This is a genomic window from Streptomyces aurantiacus, from assembly GCF_001418335.1.
Taxonomy (GTDB): Bacteria; Actinomycetota; Actinomycetes; order Streptomycetales; family Streptomycetaceae; genus Streptomyces; species Streptomyces aurantiacus.
The window spans coordinates 1-21,893 of the sequence record NZ_LIPP01000096.1 but is presented as its reverse complement, the minus strand read 5'-3'; the positions used below and the strand labels follow the sequence as shown (position 1 = coordinate 21,893).

17 protein-coding genes and 5 pseudogenes are annotated in these 21,893 nt (G+C 69.9%); 11 read left to right on the top strand and 11 right to left on the bottom strand.

The features are described from left to right. Positions 1 to 36: 36 nt before the first annotated feature. A pseudogene (locus tag AOK01_RS41070) lies at positions 37 to 847 on the bottom strand (IS5 family transposase). A 191-nt stretch (positions 848 to 1,038) separates the two neighbouring features. Between AOK01_RS41070 and AOK01_RS14000 the strand changes: the two are divergent. Next, positions 1,039 to 1,829 (top strand): annotated as a pseudogene (locus AOK01_RS14000) (TetR/AcrR family transcriptional regulator). A gap of 508 nt (positions 1,830 to 2,337) precedes the next feature. On the opposite strand, the gene AOK01_RS13995 reads toward AOK01_RS14000, so the two are convergent. After that, positions 2,338 to 3,690: an FG-GAP repeat domain-containing protein gene (locus AOK01_RS13995; RefSeq protein WP_169800134.1), complete on the bottom strand. Its 1,353-nt coding sequence runs from the start codon at positions 3,688 to 3,690 to the stop codon at positions 2,338 to 2,340. 122 nt (positions 3,691 to 3,812) lie between these two features. Here AOK01_RS13995 and AOK01_RS43515 point away from each other — a divergent pair, with 122 nt between their 5' ends. From AOK01_RS43515 to AOK01_RS13980, 3 genes are read left to right on the top strand one after another with little or no spacing between them, the layout of a single operon-like run. Beyond that, complete coding sequence (locus AOK01_RS43515; RefSeq protein ID WP_157871297.1) at positions 3,813 to 4,163, top strand: hypothetical protein; 351 nt, start codon at positions 3,813 to 3,815, stop codon at positions 4,161 to 4,163. 53 nt (positions 4,164 to 4,216) lie between these two features. Further along, positions 4,217 to 4,705, top strand: coding sequence for a helix-turn-helix domain-containing protein (locus AOK01_RS13985; protein WP_055511364.1), 489 nt, complete (start codon positions 4,217 to 4,219; stop codon positions 4,703 to 4,705). 33 nt (positions 4,706 to 4,738) lie between these two features. Further along, positions 4,739 to 5,362: a transposase gene (locus AOK01_RS13980; RefSeq protein ID WP_055511362.1), complete on the top strand. Its 624-nt coding sequence runs from the start codon at positions 4,739 to 4,741 to the stop codon at positions 5,360 to 5,362. A gap of 73 nt (positions 5,363 to 5,435) precedes the next feature. Here AOK01_RS13980 and AOK01_RS13975 read toward each other — a convergent pair whose 3' ends face one another. Then, positions 5,436 to 5,777: a hypothetical protein gene (locus tag AOK01_RS13975; protein WP_055511361.1), complete on the bottom strand. Its 342-nt coding sequence runs from the start codon at positions 5,775 to 5,777 to the stop codon at positions 5,436 to 5,438. Positions 5,778 to 5,943: 166 nt separating this feature from the next. Between AOK01_RS13975 and AOK01_RS13970 the strand changes: the two are divergent. Further along, positions 5,944 to 7,385, top strand: a pseudogene (locus tag AOK01_RS13970) (NF041680 family putative transposase). A gap of 142 nt (positions 7,386 to 7,527) precedes the next feature. On the opposite strand, the gene rox reads toward AOK01_RS13970, so the two are convergent. Beyond that, positions 7,528 to 8,955, bottom strand: a complete 1,428-nt coding sequence (gene rox, locus AOK01_RS13965) for a rifampin monooxygenase (RefSeq protein ID WP_055511358.1) — start codon at positions 8,953 to 8,955, stop codon at positions 7,528 to 7,530. A 543-nt stretch (positions 8,956 to 9,498) separates the two neighbouring features. Between rox and AOK01_RS13960 the strand changes: the two are divergent. Beyond that, a pseudogene (locus tag AOK01_RS13960) lies at positions 9,499 to 10,081 on the top strand (YceI family protein). Between the two features lie 39 nt (positions 10,082 to 10,120). On the opposite strand, the gene egtA reads toward AOK01_RS13960, so the two are convergent. Together egtA and AOK01_RS13950 are read right to left on the bottom strand one after the other, a co-directional pair. Continuing rightward, complete coding sequence (egtA, locus tag AOK01_RS13955; RefSeq protein ID WP_055511356.1) at positions 10,121 to 11,368, bottom strand: ergothioneine biosynthesis glutamate--cysteine ligase EgtA; 1,248 nt, start codon at positions 11,366 to 11,368, stop codon at positions 10,121 to 10,123. A gap of 112 nt (positions 11,369 to 11,480) precedes the next feature. Continuing rightward, positions 11,481 to 11,873, bottom strand: a complete 393-nt coding sequence (locus tag AOK01_RS13950) for a DUF427 domain-containing protein (protein ID WP_198427970.1) — start codon at positions 11,871 to 11,873, stop codon at positions 11,481 to 11,483. Between AOK01_RS13950 and AOK01_RS44985 the strand changes: the two are divergent. Further along, positions 11,827 to 12,097, top strand: a pseudogene (locus AOK01_RS44985) (hypothetical protein); the annotation flags it as partial. The gene AOK01_RS13950 and the pseudogene AOK01_RS44985 sit on opposite strands and share 47 nt — an antisense overlap. A 167-nt stretch (positions 12,098 to 12,264) precedes the next feature. Here the strand turns inward: AOK01_RS44985 and AOK01_RS13945 are convergent. Then, the gene (locus tag AOK01_RS13945) at positions 12,265 to 13,011 is read right to left on the bottom strand and encodes an SDR family NAD(P)-dependent oxidoreductase (protein ID WP_079103402.1); all 747 of its coding nucleotides are present in this window, start codon (positions 13,009 to 13,011) and stop codon (positions 12,265 to 12,267) included. A gap of 186 nt (positions 13,012 to 13,197) precedes the next feature. On the opposite strand from AOK01_RS13945, the gene AOK01_RS13940 reads away from it, so the two are divergent. Continuing rightward, positions 13,198 to 14,106 carry a LysR family transcriptional regulator gene (locus AOK01_RS13940; protein ID WP_055511354.1) on the top strand — a complete coding sequence of 303 codons (909 nt, stop codon included), beginning with the start codon at positions 13,198 to 13,200 and terminating at the stop codon, positions 14,104 to 14,106. A gap of 67 nt (positions 14,107 to 14,173) precedes the next feature. Here AOK01_RS13940 and AOK01_RS13935 read toward each other — a convergent pair whose 3' ends face one another. Beyond that, a complete protein-coding gene (locus AOK01_RS13935; protein WP_055511352.1) occupies positions 14,174 to 14,533 on the bottom strand; it encodes an ArsR/SmtB family transcription factor in 360 nt (119 codons plus the stop codon). 150 nt (positions 14,534 to 14,683) lie between these two features. On the opposite strand from AOK01_RS13935, the gene AOK01_RS13930 reads away from it, so the two are divergent. Further along, positions 14,684 to 16,087 carry an MFS transporter gene (locus tag AOK01_RS13930; protein WP_079103401.1) on the top strand — a complete coding sequence of 468 codons (1,404 nt, stop codon included), beginning with the start codon at positions 14,684 to 14,686 and terminating at the stop codon, positions 16,085 to 16,087. Positions 16,088 to 16,224: 137 nt separating this feature from the next. Here the strand turns inward: AOK01_RS13930 and AOK01_RS13925 are convergent, their stop codons facing one another. Then, positions 16,225 to 16,641: a (2Fe-2S) ferredoxin domain-containing protein gene (locus tag AOK01_RS13925; protein ID WP_055511350.1), complete on the bottom strand. Its 417-nt coding sequence runs from the start codon at positions 16,639 to 16,641 to the stop codon at positions 16,225 to 16,227. Further along, complete coding sequence (locus AOK01_RS13920; RefSeq protein WP_055511348.1) at positions 16,638 to 18,707, bottom strand: heavy metal translocating P-type ATPase; 2,070 nt, start codon at positions 18,705 to 18,707, stop codon at positions 16,638 to 16,640. The genes AOK01_RS13925 and AOK01_RS13920 overlap by 4 nt, the downstream gene beginning before the upstream one ends. Positions 18,708 to 18,802: 95 nt before the next feature. On the opposite strand from AOK01_RS13920, the gene AOK01_RS13915 reads away from it, so the two are divergent. Next, positions 18,803 to 19,192: an ArsR/SmtB family transcription factor gene (locus AOK01_RS13915; protein WP_055511453.1), complete on the top strand. Its 390-nt coding sequence runs from the start codon at positions 18,803 to 18,805 to the stop codon at positions 19,190 to 19,192. A 424-nt stretch (positions 19,193 to 19,616) separates the two neighbouring features. Here AOK01_RS13915 and AOK01_RS13910 read toward each other — a convergent pair whose 3' ends face one another. Beyond that, complete coding sequence (locus AOK01_RS13910; protein WP_245702241.1) at positions 19,617 to 20,657, bottom strand: FHA domain-containing protein; 1,041 nt, start codon at positions 20,655 to 20,657, stop codon at positions 19,617 to 19,619. 212 nt (positions 20,658 to 20,869) lie between these two features. Here AOK01_RS13910 and AOK01_RS13905 point away from each other — a divergent pair. Then, a partial coding sequence (locus tag AOK01_RS13905) for a serine/threonine-protein kinase (RefSeq protein ID WP_245702251.1) occupies positions 20,870 to 21,893 on the top strand: 1,024 nt, incomplete at its 3' end.

Here is a 21,893-nt window from a genome sequence, read left to right as displayed (position 1 = left end):
GTTCGATGCCTTACGTCATCAGAGCTCGTAACGAGATCATGGCTGGGTCTTCCTGAGACGTCGCCAGCAGATGAGGCTGCAGGCCAACGAGACAGAGGCGTCGTGGAATTCGAGTCGTCGTTCCCAGCGCACGGCCAGTCGTTTGAACTGGTGGAGCAGGGCGAAGGTCTGCTCGACGACGTAGCGGAGTTTGCGCAGGCCCTTGATGTTCGGGGAGCCCTTGCGGGAGATCACCGGCATGATCCTGCGGCGCCGCAGCTCGTGCCGCACGGCGTTCGAGTCGTATGCCTTGTCGCCAAGGACGCACTCGGGGCGCCGCCGCGGACGGCCTGGGCGCCCAGCCACCGGCGGGATGCCATCGACCAGGTTGAGGGTCTGCGTGATGTCGTTGACGTTGGCAACGGTCGCGATGACGTGGAGTGGCGTGCCCTTGCCGTCGCAGATCAGATCGTGCTTGCTGCCCGTCTTCCGCCGGTCGACCGGCGGAAGACCGGTCGCGGCTCCCTCTTTTTGGCGCGGACGTGGGAGCCGTCCACGCACGCGCGAGTCCAGTCGAGTTCGCCGGACGCGTGCAGCTCAGCGAGCAAAAAACGGTGCAATCGGTCGAAGACCCAGCCTTCTGCCCGCGATACAGGCGCCGCCAGCAGCACGTCTGCCTCGAACCGAACTCCAGCTCCGGGAGCAGCAGCTGCCAGGCAATATCCTGATGCAGGACCTACAGGATGCCCTGCAGACACAGCCGGTCCGGCACCGGCCTTGGCCCCGGAGACCGCTCGGGCCAGGACGGCAGCAACGGTTCGATCCGTGCCCACAAGTTATCGTCCACGATCCACGGCGAGGTACCCATGGCCCGGACAACGGCAACTGACCTGCCAAGCACGGCCACCAGAAGCGATACACCTCATTGTGTTAGCCGTTTGACGACATCACGCATTCAAGGTCAGTAGTGAGGCGGCAGAGGATTTGGCAGTGTTTGTTTTTCTTAACAGTGCCAAGGTTCTTGATGTCCCGTCGGGTTCACCGTCGTACGGTTGCCGCATGCCCGCAGACGAACACGTAGCCGCCCCGCCCTCCCTGCGCCAGCGGCGTCGGGCAGCGCCACCCAAGAGATCCTGGGTGCCGCTGAGCGCCATATCACCGAACACGGTCCTTCGGCCCTGTCCCTGCGCGCGGTCGCCCGGAGCCTCGGGATGACCGTGCAGGCGCTCTACCACTACTTTCCGAGCCGGGACGACCTCGTCACGGCGCTCATCGCCAAGGCCTACGACGACTTGACCGATGCCGTGCAGGCTGCCGTCGACGCCGCGGCGGACGACTCGGCCCTGCCGCGCCTGGTGGTCGCGGCCGAGGGGTACCGCCGATGGGCCATCACCCATCCCGGGCGATTCCAGCTCCTGTACGGAACGCCGCTGCGGTACTACGCGGCACCCGCCGACGGCCCAACCACCCAGGCGATGCGCCGGATGAGCGCCATCTTCGAGCGCGAGGTGTTCGACGGGTACACCGCGGAACAACTCGCCGAGGCCGACACCCCCACGCTCTGGCCTTCGCTCCAGGCGCATCTGGAACAGCTGCCACCGGACGGACTGGGAAATCTACCGCCCCCCGCGACCGCTCTCTTCCTGAGCGCGTGGGGGCACATGCTCGGCCTCGTCGTCCTGGAGGTGTTCGGGCACACCTCTTTCCTCGGTGACCACCAGGCCGAGATCTTCCGCATGGCGATGCGGAACCTGCTCAAGGACAGCCACAGCCGGATTCCTGTCGCCGGACCAGGTATGGCGGCAACGGAAACCCATACACGTGAGCAAGCCCCTTCGGCTGGTCAATGACCTGCATGGCGGCGGGCTTTGGATGCGCGGGGGCGTCCTTCGGCTCGATCCGCTCGTCCGCACGGACATCGACGACGACCGCCGAGCCATCCGCGCGGCGCACGAAGCAGTCCGGGGCGTGCCGACGTTCCCGCTCGCCGTCGTGCTGGCCACGACGGCGAAGCCGACGTGCTGCCCGGTCGTCGTCGACCAGTACAGCTCCGCAGCATCCATCCCGGCCGGTACGGTCCGCAGCACCCCCAGCGCGTTCACCTCACACGCCCAGGTTCGCTGGCAGGGAAGCCCGAATGACTGGGTTCACTGTCAAGCGCCTCGATTGGATGACAGCGGACAGCCGGGGCCAGATCGTTGGAGACGGGACACGATGAGACCGCACTCCGTCACTCCGCGAACCCCATATCGTCGCTTCCCCAGGCCTGGGGGCAGGGCTTCCTGGCCTGTCCTGTTCCGGGGAGGGCCTGTTGAGGCCTTCGAAGGGTTGCGCCCATGAAGTCCCCCTTGTCCGACGTCATGTGACGGACGCGTCAGTGAACGGCTGGTCCGTGAAGGCCCTTACGTCCTTGCCGTCCTCCACGATCCACCACTGCGAGGGGCCGTCGCCGGAAGGGAGGGACCAGCGCAGTACGGCCTCGGCGTGACCGTCGCCGTCGAAGTCACGGACGGTGGAGACGATGGCGTACCGGTTGTACGACGCCACGGCGCGCTTGGTGCCGGGAACCCGGGAGGGGCCCGTGCGGCGCAGGATGGAACGGGACCCGAGGCCCCCCGGGCTGCCGTGCAGCACGGTGATGTCGGGGCCGGTGTGCGGGTTCACGAGCAGTTCGTCGCAGCCGTCGCCGTCCAGGTCACCCGTAATGAAGTAGCCGAGCACATCCTTGAGTTGATGAGGCGTGCCGCCGTCGCCCGGGTAGACGGTGAGGGTGTCGTGGACCGCGGGCGCCTCGGTCTCGTCCACATCGTCTTCGTCGTCGCTGCGGTTGCCGTTGTGCCCGACGGCGATGTCCCCCTTGCCGTCGCCGTCGAAATCGCCGAAAGCCAACGAACTGCCGCTGCGGAGCCGCTGTGCCGGCGCATCGGATCCGGCCGGGCCCGTGTGCAGCAGTACGAGCGTGGGCTCTCCGTTGTAACCGCGCGCCGATGCGACGAGGTCGGTCTTGTCGTCGCCGTCGGCGTCCCCTGCGGACAGTCCCCCCTCACCCTCCGCAAAAGAACCGGTGATCGGAGCGAGGCCGTCGGGGTCGGTGCGGCTCGGCCGGGCCTTCCGGTCGAACGGCCCGTACAGGATCCGGAACGGATCCGACGCGGCGGCCAGGTCCGGATGCCCGTCGCCGTCGAAGTCGCCCGGCCCCGTGGTCCCGTCAGGCAGGGTCGAGTCCGGGGTGTCGGGCCGCGGGCCGGTGGGGCCTCCCCAGACGACGAACGCGCCGTACTTGATGTCCGCGTAACCGTCGCCGTCGAGGTCAACGAGGCTCGGGTTCCAGGTCGGATGCGCGTCCACGTACTTCGGCAGCGCTGCGTCGCCGGGTTCGAGGAGGGTGTGCACGGCGGGATCGAGCCCGTGGGCCGAGCCGTACAGGACGACGAGGCAGCTCTTTCGGTACGCCCTCGCCGGCTCGTAGGCACCGCACTCCGCGCTGTACGCGAAGTCGGGATAGCCGTCGCCGTTCACGTCGTCCGCGACTTTGCTGCCCCTGCCGCGGGGGACGGGCGCCGTAGCGGTGGGGGAGGTGACGGGCAGCGTGGCCGTCGGCGCCTTGTCGTCCGCCCTGCCGCCGCCCTTGTCCGTATCGCAGGCGCCGGTGAACAGCAGCGCCACTCCCGTCGCCAGTGCCGCTGCCCGTCGTGCTCCCGTGGCTTCCATGGAACGACGACACCCCATGTCCCCGACCGCTGTCAGGAACATGGGGTGCTTCGTTATGAGGCCGTGCCTCAGCGCGGCGACGTGCAGGTCAGTCGAAGGACGCGTGCGTGAACCTCTTGTCCATGAAGGTCATGACGCCCTTCTCGTCCGTCGCAATGGGCCTCGACGATCCACCACTGCGAGGGGCCGCCGTCGCAGGTGAGGACCCAGCACAGTACGGCCTCGGCGTCGCGGCTGACGGCACCCGGAGTCTTCCCTACCGGTCGACAACCGCTCGCGCCGCGCGGGCGGCGAAGATCTGGGCAAATGGGCTACGGGTTGAATCCATGCCTCCGGATGCCTGGCGCGACAGCGACCTGCCTGCTGCCTCCAGCGAGGGACTCCTGATCGGCATCAACTGGAGCGGACCCCGTTTCGTCGGATGGAGTTTCACGCCCGTCGAAGTCCTCAGACGACTCGCGGCGGCCGACTAAGCGGAGCTGGTGAAGTGGGTTGCGTTGGGTGGGCGTCCTTGGGGAGGGACGCCATGCCGAACATCCTCCGAGTCGCGCTGACCGACGAGCAACGCCGTGACCTGCACGCGCTGCTGGCCCGCCGCGATCTGACCCAGTACACGCGGCAGCGCGCCGAGTGTGTCCGGTTCCTCGACCAGGGCCGGTCCGTTGCTGAGGTCGCGGGCGTGCTGGAGTGCCATCCGGTCACGGTCCGAGCTACTGTCCACCGCTTCGAGAAGGGTGGGATCGCGGGGCTGCCGGATGCCCCGCGGCCGGGCAGGCCGGGCAGGCCGGCGAGGCTGCTGGGGGCGGAGGACCGAGCCGCGCTGGGCGGGCTTCTGGACGACTCTGCCCAGGCCGGGATCACGTGGACTGTCCCCGCCCTGTGTGAGTGGCTGCGGGACGAGCGCGAGGTGGAGATCTCCTCGGACTGGCCGGGCGAGCTGCTGCGGCGCGAGGGTTTCCGCTGGAAACGTACCCGCGACAGCCTGCGGCACAAGGCCGACCCCGTCCTCCAGTAGTCCGCCCCGGGCCCATTTGGAGGTCTTGCGGCCTTGCGGCAGGCCGCGCACGCGGGCGAACGCGATCTGATCTTCCTGGACGAGTCCGGGTTCGCTCCCACCATGCCCACCGGCTACACCTGGTCCAGGATCGGGCAGCGCGCTGTGGTGCCGAAGGAGGACACCCGCAATCGCCGGGTCAACGTGCTCGGCGCGAAGGTCCTCGGCAGCGAGCCGGACCTGGTCCGGCAGAGCACCAGCGGGAAGATCGACGCGGAGATACTGCTGGACTTCGTCTGCGCGCGGCTGGCGGGCCTGGGCGGTGGCGCGGCCGTGCTGGACCTGGCCGCCGACGGCCTCGGCGTCGACATCATGCCGGTCTGGGAACGGCGCAGGCCATGCACGGTCGTACTGGACAACGCCTCGGCCCACAGGGCCAACGCGTTCAAGGGCCGCCGACGTCAACTGGCGAAGACCGGAGTGGAACTGTTCCGTCTGCCGCCATACAGCCCGGAGTTGAACGACATCGAGCTGGTCCGGCGGCAGGCGAAGTACGAGGACTGTCCGCAACGCAGCCAGACCAGCACCGACTCCCTCGGCGAAGCCGTCGACCAGGCAATGACCCAGCGACGAAACCGAATCCGAGGATCAGCAAAGAACTTCACCCAAGCCGCTTAGACCCGGCCAAAGATCCATATGAGGGGATCAGACACAGGCTCTGAACTTGTTCTTTAACCTCTTGCTGGTCTGGCTAGTCTCCGACGAAGACCAGGTAGCTGCCGGGAGTCGTGGCACAGTCCTGCAGGTAGGTGGCTAGTTCGCGGACCGCATTGGCTTGGAGGTCGTCAGTACAGCGGTCCAGGAGGTCTGGGGCCTCGCGAAGTGCGGCTTCGGCCTCTTGCTCGTTGAGGACGGTGTCGTTGTAGGGGTCGACCGTCCAGAGCTTTCCAGAGGTGTTTGTCGGGAGCTTGGCGATCAGCTGAGCCAGTGCTTCACCGTACTCGCCGGACTGGCGGATCAGGCTCGGCTTGCGCTTCGAGCGTCGGCGGGGCCAGTACGGCCGGCTGTCGTGCAACTGCAGGTCAATCCCCATAGTCTGATTCTCGCGCGGCCATACCCGGCAACGGCATCGGGACTTCGCTCTCGAATGGTCACTCGAACTTGATCGCTCAAGGCGGGAAGCGCCGGACGTGGGGGCGGCCTTCGTCTGATCATGTGCTCCGACCAAGGTGCACGTGACCACGACGAAGGCCGTGAGGGTGAGTCTGCTGCCTGATGCTGTCCGAAGGAAAGCGCTCGCGGAAGCGTCACGCTTCCGGGGGGAGTTCTACGAGTGTCTGACCGCCCGGCGCGACGAGTTGTTCGAGCTGGCAGACCCGGTGCTGTGTGCGGACGGGCGGTGAAGTCCCCGGTGGACTTGACGCTGGTGCCCGAGCATCGGCGTGGGCACGGAGCGATGTACGGCGGCCTGAACCACGGCCGGCTCGACGTCGACCGGCTGCGGACGGTGCTGGCCGGCCTGCCGCTGCGGCGTTCCGACGGTGGGCGTCTGGTCCTGGCGGTCGACGTGTCGCCATGGCTTCGCTCGGACGCGCCGTGCTCGGCAGAGCGCCTGTTCTGCCACGTCTACGGTTGCGCGAAGACTGCGTCGCAGTTCATTCCGGGCTGGCCCTACTCCTTCGTGGCCGTGCTGGAGCCGGGCGCTACCTCCTGGACCGCGATCCTGGACGCGGTCCGGCTCGGCCCGGCGGACGACGCGACCGCGGTCACCGCGGCCCAGCTACGAGGTGTCGTCGAGCGGCTCACTGCCGCGGGCCAGTGGCAGGCCGGGGACCCGGCCATCGTGATCGTCTTCGACGCCGGCGACGACGTCACCCGCCTGGCCCGGGTCCTGCGCGACCTGCCGGTCGAGCTGGTCGGCCGGGTCCGCTCGGACCGCGTGATGCGGCTGCCGAATCCACCGCGGATGCATGGCGTCAACGGCCGACCGCCCAAGCACGGCCCGGAATTCCGGTTGACCAAGCCGGAGACCTGGCCCGAGCCCGCGATCACTACGGTCACCGACACCAACAACTACGGCAAGGCCGAGACCCAGGCATGGGACCGGGTCCACCCCCGACTCACCCACCGTTCCTCATGGCTTGACCATGATGGTGAACTTCCCCTGGCTGAGGGGACGTTGATGCGGTTGTAGGTCGAGCATCTGTCGAAGGACCGGGATGCTCCGCCGGTGTGGTCATGGTCCTCCAAGACCGGCGCCACCCCGGACGACGTGGACCGCTTCTGGCAGGCGTTTCTCCGCCGTTTCGACCTGGAGCACACCTTCCGCTTCGTGAAGCAGACTCTCGGATGGACCACCCCGAAACTTCGCACTCCCGAAGCCGCGGACCGCTGGACCTGGATCCTGATCGTTGCTCACACCCAGCTCCGGCTCACCCGGCCCCTCGCCGCGGACCTCCGCCGGCCCTGGGAGAAACCCACCACCTCCGACCGGCTCACCCCGGCCCGGGTCCGCCGAGGGTTCAGGAACATCCGCGCTCACCTCGCCTGCCCGGCCCGTGTTCCCAAACCCCGAGGAGCTGGCCCCGGGAGGCCACCCGGCTCCAAGAACAAGCGCTCGGCACCCCGCTACGACGTCGGCAAGACCGTCAAACGCCCCGAGAGCCTCAAGGCCATCGGCAAGCCCGGAAGAGCTTGGTAGATGAAGAACAAGCTCAGTAGGTGTTTTTGTTCCCTGAGTGAGCGTGTGACTGAGGGATTCAGTTGACGTTCCAGCACTTGAGTTGGTCGCGCTGAGCGCTGTGGTTGTCCCGGCCTGGTGCCTGGTGCCTGGTACTCAGCGCTCAGTTGGCGGTAGCGCCGAACCACGTGGGTAGCTGGCTGAGCAGATCCTGCTGATCTTCACCGACCCACGCCACATGGCCGTCCGGTCGTAGCAGCACCGCGGGCACGTCCAGTTCCTCGCTGACATCGACGACGTGGTCGACCCGGTCTGCCCACCCGGCGACCGAGAGCCGCCCGGTCTGGTCGAGCAGCAGTCCGCGGCCGCCGTGCATCAGCCCATAGAGGCGCCCCCGCTTCAGAGCCACGTCCCGCATCCGTCGGCCGAGCAGGTGATGCCCCTCGCCGAAGTCGTAGCGGACCCCGACCGCGATGATCTTCTCGATGAGGTACCGGTTCACTTCCTCGAAGTCCATCAGCTCCGACACCAGCCGGCGCACCGCCCGGGGACCCGGCGCGGTAGACATCAGCTCCATCTGCGCACGGGTGTTGTGCAGCACGTCGGCGGCCACCGGGTGCCGTTCGGTGTGGTAGCTGTCCAGCAGCCCCTCCGGTGCCCAGCCGCCGACCTCGGCGGCCAGTTTCCAGCCGAGGTTGAATGCGTCCTGGACGCCGAGGTTGAGGCCCTGTCCGCCGGTTGGCGGGTGGATGTGCGCCGCGTCGCCGGCCAGCAGCACCCGGCCGACCCGGTAGCGCTCGGCCTGCCGGGTGGCGTCGCCGAACCGGGAGAGCCAGCGTGGCGAGTGCACGCCGAAGTCGGTGCCCGCGAACTCCCGCAACTGCTGCTTGAACTCCTCAAGGGTCGGCGGGACGGTACGGTCCTCGGCCACCCCCTCGGCGGGCACGACTACGCGGTACACCCCGTCCCCGACAGGCCCGGCGCCGAACCGCTTCTGGGTTTTGCGGACTTCAGCCACAACGGTGGCCAGCGTCTCCGGCGGCACGGCCACCTCCATCTCGCCCAGCAGTGTCTCGACCCTGGAGGGCTCGCCGGGGAAGCCGACGCCGAGCAGCTTGCGCACCGTGCTGCGACCGCCGTCGCAGCCGACGAGGTAGCGCGAGCGCAGCCGCGTGCCGTCGGCAAGCTCGGCACTCACCCCGTGTTCGTCCTGGTTCAGCCCGACCAGTGCGCAGCCGCGGCGGATCTCGGCGCCGAGCTCGGTGGCGCGCTCGGCCAGCAGGCGGTCGGTGGTGGTCTGCGGGATGCCGAGGACATACCCATGCGCGGTGTCCAGCCGGTCGGGCCAGGGCTTGTCGATGGCGGCGAAGAAACCGCCGACCTTGTACTGCTGGCCGTGCGCGAGGAACCGCTCCAGCAGCCCGCGCTGGTCCATCACCTCGATGCTGCGCACGTGCAGGCCGAGCGCGCGGACATAGCTGGGCGGCTGCGCCTCCTTCTCCAGCACGAGCACACGCACACCGTGCAGCCGCAATTCGCTGGCCAGCATCAAACCGGTCGGTCCGCCGCCGACCACGATCACGTCAATCATCAAACCCCCCACTGAACAAGGACCCAGAGATCAGCACAAACACACGTGCTTTGTGAATCCACGATTTCCGCAGGTTCTGGCCTCGGCCGGAAATTTTGCAGCACAACCCGGGTCTCGCCGCAAGGCCCCCGGTGCGCTATAAGTTGAGAGTGGCAAGGAGTGAGTAACCTCCTTGCCTTTGCCTTTTGCCGTCGGTGTGGACGGACGCGCTCCTCCCGATGCCGTGACGCGCCGCCTACGGCGATATCACCGGTCCAGGAGACCTACGGGATGCAACCGCGGACCGCGAGGTCCACCCTCTAGCAAGGTCGGCTCGACCGTCGTCGATTGCGCATGATCGCCACCATGTCGGGCCAACCGCGATGCCCAGCGGGGCCAACTCAAGCGCCGAAGGGCCAACTGAAGCGCTCAGCCACAGGGCGTCACCGGTTGTTGCTGCCGGAGGTCGGCGGCCGGGTCCCGCATTGCCTGAGTTGCGAACGTAGACCGTCACGCTCGCCTTGGGCAGCAGCAGCGCAGTCGCGATCTCGGCCGGGTACGGCGATGCCTCCACCTCGGCCAGGACGAAGAACTCCTTCGTCTCCAACCCGAGCTCGGCCAGCTCCTCCTGCCGGTGATTGGGAACTCGATCCCCTGCACTCCGCGGTCAACTTCACCATCCGCCACCTCGGGATCGCCAAGGTGCGCGGCCGGTTCACCGAGTTCAAGACCGGGCTGTACGTCGGTGAGGCCCTCGACGACGTGCGGGTGACCGCCGAGATCGCTCTCGCCTCCATCGACACCGGCAACTCCGATCGCGACGCGCACACCCGCTCCGCCGAGCTGCTCGATGTGGAGAAGCGGCCGACGATGACGTTCCGCTCAACACGGGTGTCCGGAGAGGGCGAAGACTGGACGATGGCGGGGATCTGACCATCGGGGACGTGACCCGCCCGGTCACGCTCACCGTCGAGTTCGGCGGTGTGGTGGACCACCCCGTGGACCTGAGGAAGCACGCCGGGTTCGAGGCGGCGGGGGAGATCCGACGCCTCGACTTCGGACTGGACTTCGCACCGGGCTCCTCGGCGATGTCGTCAAGCTTCACCTGGACATGCAGTTCGTCGGACCGCAGGGCCAAGACGGCTGACCGAGGGCGGGAGCGGCCGACGAGGTGTTGCTGGTGCGGTCAGGTGCGGCGGAGGGCGTCCAGGTGGTCATGGGCGGGGGAACGGCGGCGCTCTGTGTAGCGCTCGGCGAAATCGGTCAAAGCATGCCGCAGGGCCGCCGGGGTGCCGGGAACGGCGAGGGCGCTGTCGGCTGCGGCGAAGCAGGCGCGGGCGGCCTTGGCGAGGTCCTGGTCGTCGAGGCCGGTGCGGGCCGCCCGCAGCCAGACGTCGTGGGAGGGGACGGGCCGCTGCGGGTCCGGGCAGAGTGGCTCGGTTGCCGCGTAGGCGGCATCGGCCGCCACCGGGTCGTTCAGGAGCGTCGCGGCCAGCACCGTCGGCACGGCCCAGTCGTCGCCGTTCTGCGCGTCGGTCATCCGCAACTCCAGCCGGCCGCGCGGCCTGACCGGCGGGAAGAGGGTGCTGAGGTGGTAGTCCAGGTCGGTCAGGGTCGGCGGCCGAAGCTCGGGTACGCCCCGCAGCCAGGCGCGGAAGGTCAGGCCGGAGGGCGCGGACCAGTCCCCGTCGAGGTCGCCCGGTATGCACATCACCTGCGCGTCGAGCGCATAGCGGGTCCAGGCCACACGTGGGTCGGAGTGGTAGCGGGGCGGGCGGGTGCGACCGGCATCCATCCGGGACCAGATGTCCTGCCGGCCGGACAGCCACCCGGTGGGCCACCCGTCCTGTATCGGGGAGTTGGCGAAGGCGGCGACGAGCACGGGACCGATACGGTGGGCGAGTTCCCAGCGGGAGCGGTAGCCGCCGACGCCGCGGGAGTCCTCGCCGCAGTCCAGGTTGATCTGTACGGATGCGGTGCGGCGCATCATGTCGCGGCCCCAGGGGCCCTCGCGGTCGAAGAAGCTCTCCATGGCCCGGTAGCGGGGGTGGTCGAGCACGCGAGACGGTTCACGATAAGGGTCGAGGCCCCGGCCGACGAGTACCAGGTCGGCCTGCTCGACCGCCGTGCGCAGTACGGCAAGATCCGCGGCCATCATCTCGACGCACGCGCCGAGCGAGAGGGCCGGCGGGGAACTCAGCTCCAGCTGGCCGCCCGGCTCACGGGTGAGCCTGCTGCCCCCGGGCAGGGCGCCGGTCACCTCGACCGGAGCGAGGGCGGCGGTCAGCCGGTCGCCGGATATCGGCAGCCGAGGGTTGTGGCGGTCCTGGACCAGCCACTCCGTCTCCACACCGATCCGCTCAGGGGGACCGGTCTTGAAACACACGCCGCGCACATGCGCTTCCGCTGCTTTCAGGGTCAGTTGTTCGGTCATTTCTGTCCTCCTCTCGCACGATCCGGTGCGGGTCAGGTGGGGCCCGGAGATGGGGGCGCAGAGGCGGAGCGGCGTGTCGAGGGGGAAACCGCTCCGCCCCCACGCGGGGCCGTCAGTCGGAGACGGCCTCAAAGGGGATTTCAACGTGCTCGGGGTAGAAGGCGACGCGGCCGGCGATCGCCTCCACGGCCTCGAACGGCTCCTCGTAGAACCACACCGCGTCCGCGATCTTCTTCTCGGGGGTGACGAGGCTGTAGTAGGACGCCTCGCCCTTGTACGGGCAGTAGGTGCGGGAGTCCGTCCGCTCCAGAAGTGCCTGGTCGACATCGGCCAGGGGGAGGTAATGAACGGCCGGACAGCCGACCTCGGTCAGGGTGACGGCAGAGGTCGTCTCGGCGACGACCTTCCCGCCGTCCTGAGTGACCACCCCGATCAGACCGGAGTGCTCGACGACCTCGATGGGGTGGTCCGGCCCAGGGATTCGCTTCTCACTGGACGTCAACATTCTCATTCCGGCCCTGATCGAGCCACGGCTACCGACACCGGCCTGCGAAAGGAGGACAGGCGGCCGTGCCGAGAAGCACCCTCGCCGGGAGATCGTGGACGCGCTCCACCATGTCGTGGACACCGGAGAGCCGTGGCCGGCTCCGTAAACGGATCCGCCGTGAGACGGGCAAGGCGCCCGGAGCCGTCGCCCCCGTCATCGACTCCCCGTCGATCCAGGATGCTGGCCATGCACCGGAAAGGCTGAGGCGGGTGCGTCGTCGGCCCGGCCGGTGGTCGGCGTCGTGACCTGGTTCGGTCTCCGGCCGCGCACGGCCGCGCACGGCCGCACACGGACGGGCGGGCGGCCGGAGGGCCGGAGACCTTCGCTGGGGCGGGGGTCGTCGCGTCGTTCAGACGGCGAGGCGACCGCCGTCGGCCACGATCACCTGGCCGGTGACGAAGCTCGCGCGCTCGCTCGCCACGAACGTGATGACCTCGGCGAGTTCCTCGGGCGTGGCGTTGCGCTTGAGGGGGTTGCCCTCGGACCAGGTCGTGAACTGGTCGGCGCCGATGAATTCCACCACCTGGTCGCTGTTCACGTTTCCAGGAGCCACCGCGTTGACGCGTATGCCGTACGGGCCCCACTCCGCGGCCCAACTGCGGGTGAAGGATTCGACGGCCGCCTTCTGTGCTCCGTACGTCGCCATGTGCGGCATGGCGATCGCGGCGGCGATACTGCTGATATGGATGATGTTGCCGTGGCCCCGCTCGATCATCCCCCGGACGAGTCGTGTGCTGAGGACGAAGTTGGCGCGCACGTTGGTGTCCCATGACTCGGCGTTCGCTTCGCTGTCCTGGTCGAGGGTCGGCTTGATGCTGGCCCGGTAGCTCGCCGCGTTGTTGACCAGTACGTCGATCTCACCCGCCTCCTCGGCCAACCGCTCGACGTCGGCGAGATCACTCAGATCAGCGAGGATGAACCGGGCCTTTCCTCCGCCGGCGGTGATGTCGTCCACCACCTCGGCCCCGCGCTCGGCGTTGCGGCCGGTGATCACTACCGACGCTCCGTCGCGTGCGAACGCGTGCGCCGTCGCGGCGCCGATACCTCCTCGCGACCCCGCACCCGTAATCAGAACGCTCTTGCCTTCGAAATCCATTGTGTGCTCCTCGAAAAGTAAAAATGTCTGACGGCGCGCGCCGAGATCGGGCCGGCAGTTTTCCGGCCCCGATGGCTGCGCTGGTGGACGTGCACCACGGTAGGACCGGCCTGACATAGAGGCAAATAGTGGCAACGTATACTCTGCATTGACATCTCCTATGTCATGTCGAAGGTTGGATTTCGAATGAACCTGCGCCAGTACGAATACGCCCTGGCCGTCGCCGACGAGGGCTCCATGACAGCGGCAGCAGAACGTCTGCAGGTCACTCAGCCCTCTCTGTCGCAGCAGATCGGCGCCCTGGAGAAGCACCTCGGGGTGCAACTGTTCACCCGCACCCCCAGCGGGGTGACGGTGACGGTGGCAGGGCGGGCCTTCCTTGCGGAGGCGAAGATCGCAACGACCGCCTCCCGGCGCGCCATCGCGGCCGCCCGCGCCGCCGACGGGGAACTGACAGGCGAACTCATCATCGCCGTCCACATGGGCCTGGGGGCACGCCAACTGCCCCAAGTACTGGGGCAGTTGCGCAAGCGCCACCCCAAGCTGCAGGTGACCCTCCATGAGGAGCCCGATCCCACGGACATGGAACGACTGGTCCGCCAGGGAACCCTCGACATGATCCTCGTGCACCGCTTCCCCGCCGGGTGCACCTTCGACACGCACACGCTGGGCGAGGAGGCCTACGTCGCCGTCCTGCCGAAGGGACACCCGCTCCTCTCGCACCGCGCCGCGCTGCGCGTGGAAGACCTGGCGTCGGAGGGATGGATCCGGTTCCGGCGCGCCAGCCTGCTCGACGACTACCTCGCCCGCCTGCTCGCCGACGCGGGCCTCAGCCCGCACACGGTGGCCCGGGCGTCACAGATCTCCACCGCGGTGCGGCTCGTGGCGCAGGGCCTGGGTGTCACGGTGGTCCCGGCCTCGGCCATCCCCGAAGGCTTCGAAGAACTGGCCTGCCCGCTACAGCCCTCCCTGACCGAGCCCGTCCTCGTCGGCGTACGACGCAACCCGGGTTCGGCGGAGACGGCCATGCTCGACCACCTCCACCAGCAGAACTGGTGCGGCACAGACCTCCTCCACCGGACCACAACTGATTGAGCGTTCACTTCCGGGACCGACGCCACCGCGTCTCCTACAGCCGACGCCGACGCCTCCCGCGTAACGGTCAGTCGTGCGGGGCCTGCCCGCTCACCCGGTGGTCCGCGTGGCTGAGCGCCTCCACGACCAGGCGTCGCAGGTGGCCGTCGCTGAGGCGGTAGTGGATGTGCCGCCCCTCACGACGGGTGTCGACGAGCCCGGCGAGCCGCAGCTTCGCCAGATGCTGGCTGACCGCCGTGCGCGACGCCTCGCACCGCTCGGCCAGCGATCCCACGTCCGACTCGCCCTGCGCGAGCAGCCACAGGAGATGCAGTCGGGTGGCGTCGGAGAGCATCGCGAACACCCCGGTCGCCTCCGCGAGCCGCGCACTGTCCGGAGCACGCAGGTGCACAGTGGACGCAGGTGAGACGGAGTGGCTTTCAGGCATGAGGTCAGCCTAGAGCCACCCGGCGCGGACGGGCGGGGCACCGTAGCCGCCGACTTCCAGCCATCATGTGCGCAGATGCGCACATGATGGCTATACTTGTCGGACCCGACCGGATCACTCACTCTGCCCAGGGGCCAGGGAGCCGCCCGCATGCTCGTCGTCCTGCGCAACCGCGCCTACCGCCGCCTTTTCGCCGCCCAGGTCATCGCCCTCGTCGGCACCGGCCTGGCCACGGTGGCGCTCGGGCTGCTGGCTTACGACGTCGCGGGCGCCGCGGCCGGCTCGGTGCTCGGCACCGCGCTGGCGATCAAGATGGTGGCGTACGTGGCGATCGCCCCGGCCGTCGGCGTGGTCGCCGACCGGATCCCACGCCGGGCGCTCATGGTGACCGCCGACCTGACGCGCGCCGGGGTCGCACTGCTGCTGCCCTTCGTGGACCAGGTCTGGCAGGTGTACGTCCTGGTGTTCCTGCTGCAGTGCGCCTCGGCCGTCTTCACGCCGACGTTCCAGTCCGTCATCCCCGATGTCCTGCCCGAGGAGCGTGATTACACGCGGGCACTGTCCATGTCGCGACTCGCCTACGACCTGGAGAGTCTCTTCTCGCCCGCGCTGGCCGCGGCCCTGCTGTCCGTGATCACCTACAACTGGCTGTTCACCGGCACCATGCTGGGCTTTTTCGCCTCGGCGGCACTCGTCGTCTCCGCCGTCCTGCCGAAGCCGGTCGCTTCCGCCGCGCCACGTGCCGGTGGAGCCCGTTCCGGGGCCACGGCGGGTGCCCGTCTCTTCTTCGCCGTCCCACAACTGCGCGCCCTGCTCGCCCTGAACCTCGCGGTCGCGGCCGCGAGTGCGATGGTCACCGTCAACTCCGTCGTCTACGTCCGTGACGTCCTGGAGCTGTCGGCGGGTGCCGTGGCCCTTGCGCTCGGCGCCTACGGCGCGGGTTCCATGGTCATGGCGCTCGCCCTGCCCCGTGTGCTGGACAAGGTCCCGGACCGGACGGTGATGCTGCGGGGCGCACTGCTGCTCACCGTCGTCTTCGCCGGACTCGGTGCCATCACGGCCGCGCAGGGCGGGAGTTGGCGATGGCCCGCGCTGCTGGCCGTCTGGGCCGCCTTCGGTGCCGCCTGCTCCATGGTGCTCACGCCGACCGGACGGCTCATCCGCCGCTCGGCCCCGCCCAGGGCGCGTACGGGGGCGTTCGCGGCGCAGTTCTCGTTGTCGCACAGCTGCTGGCTGCTGACGTATCCGTTGGCGGGGTGGCTGGGGGCCGAGGCCGGGCTGGGCGCGGCCGTGGTCTCACTGGGCGGGATCGCACTGGGCGCGTCCCTGCTGGCGGTACGGCTGTGGCCGGCACGGGAGCCGGGGCGGGAGCCGGCGCGCGTCGAGCACGAGCACGTCGCCCTCCACGACGCACGTCCCCGCCTCACCGGTGCCACGCGAGTGGCCATGCCGGTGGCCACGCGGTCGCTGCGAACAGGCCGGCCGGCGGCGGTGCTACGGCTCCGGGCGCGCCCACGGTCGGCGCCGGCGCGGCAGGACCCAGGTACGAGGTGAGGTACGGGGTGAGGCCGAAGGACGAGCGGAAGCCCTGCCCGGCCGGCACCACAGCGACCGGGCACGCGACGACGAAGAGGAACGCGCGTACGGTCGCATGCCGCATGCCGCATGCCGCGGGCCTCAGCCGGGGCCGGTCAGTCGTCGAGTTCGTGGCGGACGCGTCGGGACGGGCTGAACGTGTACAGGTCGAGGATGTCGGGCGGATCGGCGAGGCCGGGGCCGCCCTGGTCGACCCAGGCGGTGATGTCGGCAGCGGCGCCGGGATCGTTGACCTGCCCGAGCCAGACCGGACGCCCGCCGGCCTTGCGGCCTTCGGCGGAGGGCTGGACGACCATGACGTTGGCGCGCTCACACGCGTCGAGGCAGTCGGTGCGCCGGACCGTCGCGACACCGGCCAGCTGGGTGCGCAGGTCGGTGAGCTGGGCTTCGTGGTCCAGGTACGGCACTTCGGCCGTGGTGCCGCAGCAGCAGCCACGGCAGACGGTGACGGTGGGCCGGGCCGCCCGCACGTCAGGGGCGGCCTTCTTGGCGCGGCCGGCGCGGCGGCTCACCGCATGTCCTTCGCGGCGCGGTTCCAGGCGGCGTCGCGCAGCAGTCGCAGCCCGTTGAGACCGACGATGACGGTCGAGCCTTCGTGGCCGAGCACACCGAGCGGCAGCGGCAGGTGGCCCGCCAGGTCCCAGACGACCAAGCCGGAGATGAACACCCCGGCGATGACCAGGTTCTGCACCACCAGGCGGCGGGCCGCCCGCGAGAGCGCGACGACCTGGGGAACGGTGGCGAGTTCGTCGCGGACGATGACGGCGTCGGCGGTCTCCAGAGCGAGGTCGGACCCGGCTCGGCCCATGGCGATGCCGGTGTGGGCGACGGCCAGGGCGGGGGCGTCGTTGACGCCGTCACCAAGGACCAGCACCTTGCGTCCCTGAGCCTCCAGGCGCCGTACGGCCTCGACCTTGTCCCGGGGCAGGAGGCCGGCGTGGACCGCGTCGCCGGGGATGCCGACCTCGGCGGCCAGGCGGGCGGCGGCGCGCGGGTTGTCGCCCGTCACCAGCATCGGGGTGCTGCCGGTCAGCGTGGTCAGGGCGGCGACGGTCGCGGCGGCATCGGAACGCAGCCGGTCGGCGATGCCCAGCAGCCCGACCGGGACGCCGTCACGCAGGACCAGGACGGCTGTCCGGCCGCCGCCCTCCAGGTCCACCGCGACCTCGGCGGCACGGGCCACGCCGCCGCCATCACCGCCATCGCCACCGCTGCTGCCGTCGCTGCCGCCACCATCGCCGCCGTGGCCGTGGCCGCCATGACCGTGACCGTCGCCGCCGTCGAGGAGGCGGGCGGGAGCGCCGACCGTGACCGCGCGGCCGTCGACGGTGGCGGTGACCCCGACGCCGGGAGCGGACGTGAAGGTGCGCGTGTCGGCGATGGACAGGCCGCGAGTGCGGGCGGCGGCGACGACGGCGCGGGCCAGGGGGTGTTCGCTGGGGTGCTCGGCGGCGGCCGCCAGCGCCAGCAGGGCGTCCTCGGTCAGCCCGGAGCCGGGCAGCGGGCGGACGTCGGTGACGCGGGGGGTGCCCTCGGTCAGCGTGCCGGTCTTGTCGAGTGCGACCGCGTCGACCTGCCCGAGCCGCTCCATCACCACGGCGGACTTCACCAGGACGCCGTGCCGTCCGGCATTGGCGATCGCGGAGAGCAGCGGCGGCATCGTCGCCAGGACCACCGCGCACGGCGAGGCCACGATCATGAAAGTCATCGCCCGCAACAGCGAGCCGGTCAGGTCCGCGCCGAACGCGAGGGGGATCAGGAAGACCGCCAGGGTCGCGAAGACCATGCCCACGCTGTAGCGCTGCTCGACCTTCTCGATGAACAGCTGGGTGGGCGCCTTGGTCCCGGAAGCCTCCTCGACCATGGCGACGATCCGGGCGATCACCGAGTCCGAGGCGTCCCGCTCGACCTTCACCCGCAGGACGCCGGTGCCGTTGAGGGTGCCGGCGAAGACCTCGTCCCCGACCTCCTTCGCCACCGGCAGCGGCTCTCCGGTGATGGTGGCCTGGTCCACCTCGCTCGCCCCGGCCAGCACGCGGCCGTCCGCGCCGACCCGCTCACCGGGGCGGACCAGGACGGTGTCCCCGACCCCCAGGTCCTCCGTCGGAACCGTCGTCTCGCTCCCGTCGTCGGCCAGCCGGGTGGCGACGGCCGGCGCGAGGTCGAGCAGACCACGCACCGCATCCTGGGTGCGGGCGGTGGCCAGGGCCTCCAGAGCCCCGGAGGTGGCGAAAATGACGATCAGCAGCGCGCCGTCCATCACCTGCCCGATCGAGGCCGCGCCGATCGCGGCCACGATCATCAGCAGGTCCACATCCAGAGTCTTCTCCCGCAGCGCCATCAGCCCCGCCCAGGCCGGCTCCCACCCGCCGGCGACGTAAGCGGCGGCATACAGCGGGCCCCACGCCCAGGCAGGCGTACCGGTCAGCTGGAGCGGCAACGCGAGCAGGAACAGCGCCAGCGCCGCGGCGGCCCAGCGCGCCTCGGCCAGGGCGAACACCCGGGTACGCCGCCCGGGCGCCGTACCCGGGGCGGCCGCAGCTGCCCGTTCGGGCCGCTGGAGCAGGTCAGACGACATGACGGAACAACCCTTCACGGCGGAAGCAAGGCAACACATCCACCATACAGGAACACCTGAACAGGTCTTCATGTGTAGTCGGTAGGATGGGCGCCATGGGTCACGGAGCCGACGACACACACCACGCCACACCCCGCGAGCGCCTGGACGCGGCGGGGGCCACCGACGTCGCCGCCACCCTCCAGGCCCTGGCCACCCCCTCGCGGCTGTACATCCTGGCCCGCCTCCAGGAAGGCCCCTGCCCGGTCGGCGACCTCGCCGAAGCCGTGGGCATGGAAGCCTCCGCCTGCTCCCACCAGCTCCGCCTGCTGCGCAACCTCGGACTCGTCACCGGAGAACGCCGCGGCCGCTCCATCGTCTACGCCCTCTACGACAACCACGTCGCCGAGCTCCTGGAGCAGGCCCTCTTCCACGTCGAACACCTGCGGCTCGGCCTGCGCGACACCCCCGCGGCCGAAGCGGTGACCGCCGTGGTCCGGCCGTAGGCGGTCACGTTCCGCGACTCGCCCGGCAGGCCGACCGCGGTGCTGGAGGAAGCGAGACCACGAAGCTACGAAGCGTCGCCACATTCTCGCGCGGACCGACGACGGCCGGCTCGGCAGGCGAAGCGGCCCGACGGGAACAGCAGTTGCGACAGCAGTCGCGATCGCGGCCCTACCTGCCTGGCGTTTCTCGGGGCGACGCGGGAATCTCCGGCGGTTCGGCGCCGAACCGCTGCCCGGGTGGTCAGGCCCGGCGAGTGGGCGCTGCCGCGCTGGGGGACACCGGTACACGGGCGGCTTCCGTCCGCCAGGCATCGGCGAGTTCGGCGGGGAAGCGCCGGCCGCTGCGGGTGAGGACGACCCCGGGTGCGAGTTCGACCTCGCCGCCGGGGCGGAAGGGCCGGTCGGTCCGCGGGGGCAGTGTCTCTCAGGGGCCGAAACCGCCGCGCTTGCCGCCGCGGCGCATCCGGGTGCCGTAGGTGGTGATGTCACGGATCAGGACCGTTCCGTGACGGGCGGAGACGGCCACATGCCTGCGGCTGACCTGCTGGGCGACCGACGGGGCCAGCAGGCTGTGCAGGGCGATGCCCGCCGGCCCCGGCAGTCGGCCGACGTACGCTTCGGACCCCTCGTCGAGGGTGTACCGGGCCACGCAGGCACCGCCGATGACAACCTTGAGCTGGGCGGTGCCCAGGCGCGGGCCGTCGTCCTCCAGGGGCGAGCCGTGGAGCTCGCAGGTGGGCACGCCGCGCCGCATGCGGGGCAGCAGTATCCGGCCGCCGCGGCGGATGTCGTAGAGGGAACAGCGCGATTCCGGGCAGCGCCAGGCCCGCATGATCACATCGCTCAGCGGGGTCCGGGAAGGGCCGAGGAGCCCCTGCTTCTTCAGCGCGGACAGTTCCATCTTGTGGGAGATCTCGGCCGCCGAGCGCACACCCATGTCCATCGCCACGAGGGCGACGGACCCGTCGGGGCGCGGCTTGGGTCTGAGGAACTGCCAGGTGTTGCCCTGGAGCCACGGGTGTTCGACGCGGTGGTCGACGTACTGGTCACCGGTGATGACCGGGGTCGCGGTCATCCGGGCCAGTTCGAGGACACGCTCGTCGGCGTCGTCGACCTCCTCGACCAGCCCGGCGGCCACCCAGCCGCGCAGCCGCCGGACCTCGGCCTGATCGCCGAACTCCCGGTGCCCGCCCAGCAGGCTCCGGTCGGCGACCAGATGGACGGAGACATCGGGATCCCCGGTGAGTTCCATCAGGGCTCGCAGGACCAGCCCGAGGCGGCGCAGGGAGCGCGGGCCGCGTAGGCCGATGGAGGTGTCGCGTACGACGTTGGAGAGTTCCACGAGATAGTCGGCCCGCTCCGCCGACGCGGCCAGATGATGTTCCACGGACGCCTCGCTGTCCGACGGCAGAGGTGTCACTGTACCGGCCACCCACAGGCACCCACCCATCAGAATGAATTCCATCAACTCCCGTGATTCCTCACGAGCTTCGCCGTTCTTTCGATCTCCTCAGATGCCTACCACCGGCGGTGTGGCCCCGCTACGATCACGCCAGCGACAGAGAGGGCGAATCCTTGAACAGTGCCGGAACCGGCAGTCGGTTGAGCCCACTGGGCCCCGACGACCCGCGAGAAGTGGCCGGTTACCGCCTGCTCGCCCGGATCGGCGAGGGTGGCATGGGTTCCGTCTACCTCTCCCGTACGCGCGGCAACCAGCCGGTCGCCCTGAAGGTGATCCGCCGCGAATACGCCCAGGACGAGGAGTTCCGCCGCCGCTTCGAGCAGGAGGCGACCGCCGCCCGCCGGGTGCAGGGCTACCACATCGTCCCCGTCGTCGACCACGACACCACTGGCCCGCAGCCCTGGCTGGCCACCACCTACGTCCCCGGCCTCGCCCTGGACCAGATCCTCATCGAGCACGGGACGCTCCCGCTGCCCGCGGTGCTGCAGCTGACCGGCTGCGCGGCGGAGGCGCTGCACGCCGTGCACAAGGCCGGCGTGATCCACCGAGACATGAAGCCGAGCAACATCCTCATCGGCTCCGAAGGTCCCTGGATCATCGACTTCGGCATCGCCCGGGCCACCGACGCCACCCAGCTCACCCGCAGCGGCGGGCTCATCGGCACGCCCCAGTTCATGTCGCCGGAGCACGCGGGCGGCCAGGACCTCACCCCGGCGACCGACGTCTTCTCGCTCGGCCTGATCGCCGCCGTCGCCGCGACCGGCCGCCACCCCTACGGCGATGCCGGAGCCATCACCCTGGCCACCAAGATCGCCAACACGGAGTTCCGCCCGCCGGACCTGACCGTGTATCCCGAGCCGCTGCGTACCGTCCTGGAACGCACGTTGGCCGCCGACCCGGCCGCCCGCCCCACCCCCTCCGAACTGGCCGAGCTCTGCCAGGAGTTGGGCGAGCGCCCGCTACGGGACTTCACCGGCTGGCTGCCCGCGCCCATCGCGGCGGACATCGCCCACCGGGAGCAACTCGCCCGGCACCAGGCCGAGACGGAGCCCGGACCGGACTCCGGGGACGCGGCGGGAGCTGACACCGCGCCGCCGGGTCCCGCGGCGGGAGCCGCGACCGTGCCTCCCGGCGCCGCGGCGGCAGCCGGCACCGCACCGCCGGATGCCGTGACGTCCGACGGGTACACACCCACCCAGGCCTCCCTGCCCGGCGAGCAGCGGCCCCACGACCCGACAC

Coding starts and splice junctions, on each gene's coding strand:
- AOK01_RS13995 (WP_169800134.1), bottom strand. CDS start 3,690: ATGGAAGCCACGGGAGCACGACGGGCAGCGGCACTGGCGACGGGAGTG.
- AOK01_RS43515 (WP_157871297.1), top strand. CDS start 3,813: ATGAAGGTCATGACGCCCTTCTCGTCCGTCGCAATGGGCCTCGACGAT.
- AOK01_RS13985 (WP_055511364.1), top strand. CDS start 4,217: ATGCCGAACATCCTCCGAGTCGCGCTGACCGACGAGCAACGCCGTGAC.
- AOK01_RS13975 (WP_055511361.1), bottom strand. CDS start 5,777: ATGGGGATTGACCTGCAGTTGCACGACAGCCGGCCGTACTGGCCCCGC.
- rox (WP_055511358.1), bottom strand. CDS start 8,955: ATGATTGACGTGATCGTGGTCGGCGGCGGACCGACCGGTTTGATGCTG.
- egtA (WP_055511356.1), bottom strand. CDS start 11,368: ATGACCGAACAACTGACCCTGAAAGCAGCGGAAGCGCATGTGCGCGGC.
- AOK01_RS13950 (WP_198427970.1), bottom strand. CDS start 11,873: ATGTTGACGTCCAGTGAGAAGCGAATCCCTGGGCCGGACCACCCCATC.
- AOK01_RS13945 (WP_079103402.1), bottom strand. CDS start 13,011: ATGGATTTCGAAGGCAAGAGCGTTCTGATTACGGGTGCGGGGTCGCGA.
- AOK01_RS13940 (WP_055511354.1), top strand. CDS start 13,198: ATGAACCTGCGCCAGTACGAATACGCCCTGGCCGTCGCCGACGAGGGC.
- AOK01_RS13935 (WP_055511352.1), bottom strand. CDS start 14,533: ATGCCTGAAAGCCACTCCGTCTCACCTGCGTCCACTGTGCACCTGCGT.
- AOK01_RS13930 (WP_079103401.1), top strand. CDS start 14,684: ATGCTCGTCGTCCTGCGCAACCGCGCCTACCGCCGCCTTTTCGCCGCC.
- AOK01_RS13920 (WP_055511348.1), bottom strand. CDS start 18,707: ATGTCGTCTGACCTGCTCCAGCGGCCCGAACGGGCAGCTGCGGCCGCC.
- AOK01_RS13915 (WP_055511453.1), top strand. CDS start 18,803: ATGGGTCACGGAGCCGACGACACACACCACGCCACACCCCGCGAGCGC.
- AOK01_RS13910 (WP_245702241.1), bottom strand. CDS start 20,657: ATGGAATTCATTCTGATGGGTGGGTGCCTGTGGGTGGCCGGTACAGTG.